Origin of the sequence: Nesterenkonia massiliensis (assembly GCF_000455245.1) — a bacterium.
GTDB lineage: Bacteria > Actinomycetota > Actinomycetes > Actinomycetales > Micrococcaceae > Nesterenkonia > Nesterenkonia rhizosphaerae.
Window position 1 is genome coordinate 646,468 of sequence record NZ_HG005165.1, and the last position, 5,283, is coordinate 651,750.

The following is a 5,283-nucleotide window of genomic DNA, read 5'->3' on the forward strand; positions in this document are numbered from 1 at the left end:
CCCGCCGCCCGGTGGTCTTGTAGTAGTAATACGCCGCGTCAATCGCTTCATCGGCCTTCCAGCGCGAGTTCACCGGGATCAGCTCATCGCGCAGCTCATCATCCGGTGCGTGCAGGCTCAGGGCGAAGGTGATGGGCAGGTTCTCATCGGCCAGCTTCTTGATCGCGGGAACCAGTCCCACTGTGGAGACGGTGATTCCGCGGGCGGACATTCCCAGCCCTTCAGGTGCGGGGTCGATCATCCGGCGCACTGCGCTCATCACGCGCTTATAGTTCGCCAGCGGCTCCCCCATGCCCATGAAGACGATATTGCCCACCCGCTGCGGACCCGTCGGCTGGGGGCCGCCGGAAGTGGCCGTGTCCTGGCCCTCGGCGAAATCGGCTTCCTCACCGAGACCGGCGAAGTCCTCTTCATCGGCCACTTCAGCAGCATTAGGTGCGTCAAGCTCACCAGCGGCAATCACCCGGTTGGCCTGCACGATCTGGTCCACAATCTCTGCGGTGGACATATTGCGAGTCAGCCCGTTCTGGCCGGTTGCGCAGAAGGGGCAGTTCATGCCGCAGCCGCACTGGCTGGAGATGCACAGGGTGATGCGGTTGCGGTAGCGCATCAGCACCGACTCCACCAGGGCGCCGTCAAAAAGCCGCCAGAGGAACTTGATAGTGGCGCCGTCGTCGGTCTTCAGCCGGCGGACCTCAGTGAGCAGCGGAGGGAGGAACTCCTCCACCAGTTTCTGACGCTCCGCGGCGGGCAGGTCCGTCATCGCCTCGGGGTCCGTGGTGTAGTGCTGGAAGTAGTGCACAGAGAGCTGCTTGGCGCGGAATCCGGGGATGCCCATCTCCTTGGCCTTGGCGATGCGCTCATCCAGGGTCATATCCGCCAGGTGCTGCGGCGGCTGCTTCACGCGCGGCCCCTGGGCGAACTGCAGCTTGGGGCGGCCCTCGGCGTCAACAGCCTGAGTCCAGCCCTCAGCACGCGGGCGCACCTGCTTCCGCGAACGGTCGGCAGGGGCCGACGACGACGGCGCGGCAGCACCATCCGCTGGGGCCTGACCGGCCATCGTGGCGGCGGCGGCAGTCTTGGGTGCGGAAATACCCGTGCTTTTCTCAGGATTGGTGGGATTCGACATCCTCACCAGTGTCCCACGAATACCACAGCGGAAGAATGCTGGAGACCGCCTCGGCTCATGCAGTGTGCCCGATCCCACGTTTCCAGCGGCACAATAGTGGCTATGACGCATGCTTTTCGCCAGGTTGATGTCTTCAGCGATGGTCCCTTCACCGGGAACCCCGTAGCGGTGATCGCCAGCGCCGCGGACTGCTGGAGGACCCGGTGACCGGCAGTTTGAACGCCTCGCTAGCCCAGTGGCTGATCAGCAGCGGAAGACTGCGTCCACCCTATGTGGGCAGACAAGGCACGGTGATCGGACGGCGCGGGCGGGTTCTCATCGAGGCGGGCGAGGACCCAGCCGAGCCAGGGACCGAACCAGCTGCGGAGTCGCTATGGGTCGGGGGCCGGGCAGAGGTGCGCATTCGCGGCAGCCTCACAGCCCGCGCTGTGGACGCGTGAGCTCAGGCGCTTTCGCGGCCGTATTTCCAGTAGCCCATGAAGGACACCTGTTTGCGGGACAGCCCGACCTCTTTAACCAGATAGCGGCGTAGTCCGGCAATCACACCGGCCTCCCCGGCGAGCCAGGCGTACTCGCGGAACCCTTCCGGGGCAACGGTCTCCCACAGCACGGCGTCGTCATCGAGTTCAGGCAGTTCCTGAGGTGTGCCGGTCAGCGCTCCCACCGGTTCACGTCCGGGTTCCCAGGCGGCGCGCCGAGCAGCGAAGATCTTGGCCCGGCGGATGCCCCAGTCCCGGACAGCAGAATTCAGGGCCGCACCGTGGCTGGCGCCGTCGCGCGGGAGCCAGTAGATCCGCACACTGGAGCGTGAGGCCACATCCAGGACATCGTCGCTGGTGGGCACCTCCAGGAAGGCTTCGCCGCTGTAGCTTTCGGGGAGGCCCTCGAGAATCGCGCAGATTGCCGGCACCGCGGTCTCGTCACCGGCCAGCATCAGATCACGAGCACTTCCCGGGGTGAAGTCGATGCCGCCGCCGGATTCCTCCGAGCGCCGATCCGGGCCGATGATGACCAGTTCGTCCCCGGGCTCGGCTCCCAGCGCCCAGGCGGATGCAGGACCGGAGTGGCCGTCGTCGTCAATGTGGATGACAAAGTCGATATCCACTTCACGGGCATAGGTGCGGATGGCCCGCACGGTGTAGGTGCGAATCGGATTGCGTTCAGCATCATCAAGCACCCGCCAGGCGCTGTACCACTCCATGATGGTGGCCGGCGGGTCAGCGAAGAGCCCCAATTCGGGCAGGGTCCCATCGGGCCGCGGCAGGAACAGTTTGATGCGCTGGTCCCAGGCCACCGGCGAGGCCGCGGCCTCCAAGCCAGTGGTGCCGGTGCCGGCTGGGCCGAAATGCTCAAGGTCCTCGCCGGTGAGGGTGATACGGAGGAACTGCGGGGACAGCCGGACCACCCGCGCCACCTGAGTCAGGTAGGCGCGGGTGGCCGGACGGACAGCGGTCTGCTGCATCAGTCGAGGTTCTCCACGGCTTCGGCCAGCTGCGGGGTCAGTTCCTCAAGCACCAATTCGATGCTCAGCGGAGACCCGGCGCTGAAGGCCATAGACAGATCAGAGTCGCCTTCTAGGAACACTGCGCGGTCCTCCTGGACCACGTCCAGTGAGGAGATCAGCGGGTCAGCCTGCAGCTCTTCAAGGGTGTAGCCGATGGGGTAGAGCACCGCGACATCCGCGTCGAAGATCTCCACCTGCTCCTCAGAGATATCAGCGTAGAAGTCCTCGCCGTTATTCAGTTCATCCGCCGGGGCGTACATCTGGAATCCCAGCAGCTCAAGAATGTCCCAGCGCATATCCCCGGAGAGATTCAGTCCGTAGGCTTCACCGAATTTTGAACCGGTGATCGCCTCGACACCTTCAAACTCAGGATGCGCCTCGCGGGCCTCCTCAATCTTGGTGTGGGTTTCTTCGATCAGTTCCGTGCCCTCGGCGGAGAGACCCAGCGCATCGGCGACCAACTGGGTCTGCTTCTCCCAGCCGGGGTTGTAGTTCGCCGCGCCTTCAGGGCCGGAGATGGTGGGCGCGATCTCGCTGAGCCGGTTGTACTCAGCCTCGTCATAGCCGGAATTGACGTTGAGGATCAGATCCGGGGCCAGTGACTGGATATATTCATAATCCAGATCGCCGTCAGTGCGCGGAATGACCTCAGGGTCCACGTCGTCAAAGAGATCCGCAGCCCAGGGCCCGACGCCGTGGCTCTCCTCCCCGAAGCTCTGCCAGTCATGAACCGCGACGGGTTCCACGCCCAAGGCCAGGGCGATCTCAGCATCGGACCAGCCCAGGGCTACTACACGCAGTTCGCCGTCTTCGGGCTCAAGCACCTCGGTGGGGCCATACATATGCTCCACCACTGCCAGCACGCCGTCGCCCTCAGCTGCGGTGCTCGCGCTGCCCGCATCGCCCTCGGTGGCGCTGTCACCGTCTCCGCCACCACCACAAGCGGTCAGCGCCAGAGCGGAGGCCGCCATAACGGCGGACAAAGACAGTAGGGGGTTCTTCATGGGTTCTCCTCTTAGGGCAAGGGACTTAGTAAACCGGTGCGAACGGTCACTTGGGGCGGGTTCTCGGGGCGGTTCTTAGGCCGCGGCTGCCCGGGGTATCACCAGCGGGCGTCCGGTCTCTGGATCTTCGATCACCAGGGAATCAATGCCGAAGACCTCGCGCACCAGCTCGGCGGTCCCGATCTCCTCGGGGGCGCCCTGGGCGATGATCTGGCCTTCCCGCATGGCGACCAGGTGGGTGGCATAGCGCAGCGCCTGGTTCAGGTCATGCAGCACGGCCACCAGGGTACGGCCATCACGCTGGAGCTGGGTGCACAGCTCCAAGACTTCGATCTGGTGGGCGATGTCCAGGTAGGTGGTGGGCTCATCCAGCAGCAGAATCGGAGTCTGCTGAGCCAGCGTCATGGCGATCCATGCGCGCTGGCGCTGCCCGCCGGAGAGCTCATCGACGGCGCGACTGGCCAGCTCGGTGGTGCCGGTGACCTCCAGAGCATGGCGGACTGCAGCCTCGTCCTCGCGGCCCCAGCGGCGCAGCAGACTCTGATGCGGGTGACGGCCGCGGGAGACCAGATCAGCCACGGTGATGCCTTCTGGTGCCAGCGAGGTCTGTGGCAGCAGCCCGATAGTACGAGCCAACTGCTTGGTGGGCACGGAGCTGATCGCATCGCCGTCGAGCAGGACCTCTCCGGCGGCGGGACGGATCAGCCGTGCCAGGCTGCGCAGCAGAGTGGACTTACCGCAGGCGTTGGGACCGATGATGACGGTGAAGGACTCTTCGGGGATCTGCAGGTTCAGCTCTTTGAGCACGGAGCGCTCGTCGTAACCGCAGGCCAGATCTGCCGCTGCCAGCCGGTGCTCGGTCTGCAGCTGCGGCAGTTCCGCCACTGCCTCCTCGCGGACTTCGGTGATCGTCATTCTCAGATTCCTTTCCTGGCGGTCTGACCGATGCTCATGAGCAGCCAGACGAGATAGGCCCCGCCGAGGATGAGTGTGATGACACCCACCGGCAGGCTGACGGGGATCAAGGGAGTGCGCGCAATCGTGTCGCTGAGGGTCAGTAGCAGGGCACCCATTGCTGCTGAGGGAATGAGCTGACCGGTATGGGAGGAGCCGGCGGCTGCTCCAGCCAGGCGCAGTGCAAGCTGCGGAGCCACCAGCGCGATGAAGGCGATCGGCCCTGCCGCGGCGGTCACTAAAGCCACCAGCACGATCCCGCAGAAGAACTGGATCAGCCGGGTACGTTCCAGCTGGATGCCAAGGCCGGAGGCGGCGTCGTCGCCCATTTCCATCAGTTGCATGTTCCGAGCGTTGGCCAGCATCACCGGCAGTGCCACTGCGCCGATCCCCAGCAGCGGCAGGACATGGGACCAGGTGATGTCATTGACCGAGCCCGCACCCCAGGTGGCCACGGCCATAGCGGCCTCCAGGCGCAGTGTGGTGACCAGGTAGGTGTTCAGCGAACCCAGGAAGATGCTCACGCCGATGCCCACCAGGATGATGCGCAGCCCGGAAACACCGCGTTTCCACGCCAGCAGGTAGACGACGGCGCCGGTGGCAGTGCCGCCCAGGATCGCTCCGAAGGGTGTGGCCCAGACGCCGCTGAAGCCCAGTACGGCGACTAGTAACGCGCCGGTATACGCGCCGGC

General features: G+C 65.1%; 7 protein-coding genes. 2 read left to right on the top strand and 5 right to left on the bottom strand.

The annotated features are described in order from the left end of the window. A partial coding sequence (gene rlmN, locus TX78_RS02980; protein WP_044493664.1) for a 23S rRNA (adenine(2503)-C(2))-methyltransferase RlmN occupies window positions 1-1,060 on the bottom strand: 1,060 nt, incomplete at its 3' end. A 171-nt stretch (window positions 1,061-1,231) separates the two neighbouring features. Here rlmN and TX78_RS13915 point away from each other — a divergent pair. Both TX78_RS13915 and TX78_RS02985 read left to right on the top strand, forming a co-directional pair. After that, window positions 1,232-1,336 (top strand): PhzF family phenazine biosynthesis protein, encoded by a 105-nt coding sequence (locus TX78_RS13915; protein ID WP_147640397.1) that lies wholly within the window; start codon window positions 1,232-1,234, stop codon window positions 1,334-1,336. Beyond that, window positions 1,333-1,569 (top strand): PhzF family phenazine biosynthesis protein, encoded by a 237-nt coding sequence (locus TX78_RS02985; protein WP_044493340.1) that lies wholly within the window; start codon window positions 1,333-1,335, stop codon window positions 1,567-1,569. Before TX78_RS13915 ends, TX78_RS02985 begins: the two co-directional genes overlap by 4 nt. 2 nt (window positions 1,570-1,571) lie before the next feature. Here the strand turns inward: TX78_RS02985 and TX78_RS02990 are convergent, their stop codons facing one another. From TX78_RS02990 to TX78_RS12925, 4 genes are all read right to left on the bottom strand, one after another. Further along, window positions 1,572-2,591, bottom strand: coding sequence for a siderophore-interacting protein (locus TX78_RS02990; protein ID WP_044493341.1), 1,020 nt, complete (start codon window positions 2,589-2,591; stop codon window positions 1,572-1,574). Beyond that, window positions 2,591-3,637 carry an iron-siderophore ABC transporter substrate-binding protein gene (locus TX78_RS02995; protein ID WP_069956227.1) on the bottom strand — a complete coding sequence of 349 codons (1,047 nt, stop codon included), beginning with the start codon at window positions 3,635-3,637 and terminating at the stop codon, window positions 2,591-2,593. Before TX78_RS02995 ends, TX78_RS02990 begins: the two co-directional genes overlap by 1 nt. A gap of 75 nt (window positions 3,638-3,712) precedes the next feature. Further along, window positions 3,713-4,552: an ABC transporter ATP-binding protein gene (locus TX78_RS03000; RefSeq protein WP_044493342.1), complete on the bottom strand. Its 840-nt coding sequence runs from the start codon at window positions 4,550-4,552 to the stop codon at window positions 3,713-3,715. A gap of 2 nt (window positions 4,553-4,554) precedes the next feature. Continuing rightward, window positions 4,555-5,283: FecCD family ABC transporter permease (locus tag TX78_RS12925; protein ID WP_233722130.1), on the bottom strand; the 729-nt coding region annotated here is incomplete at its 5' end.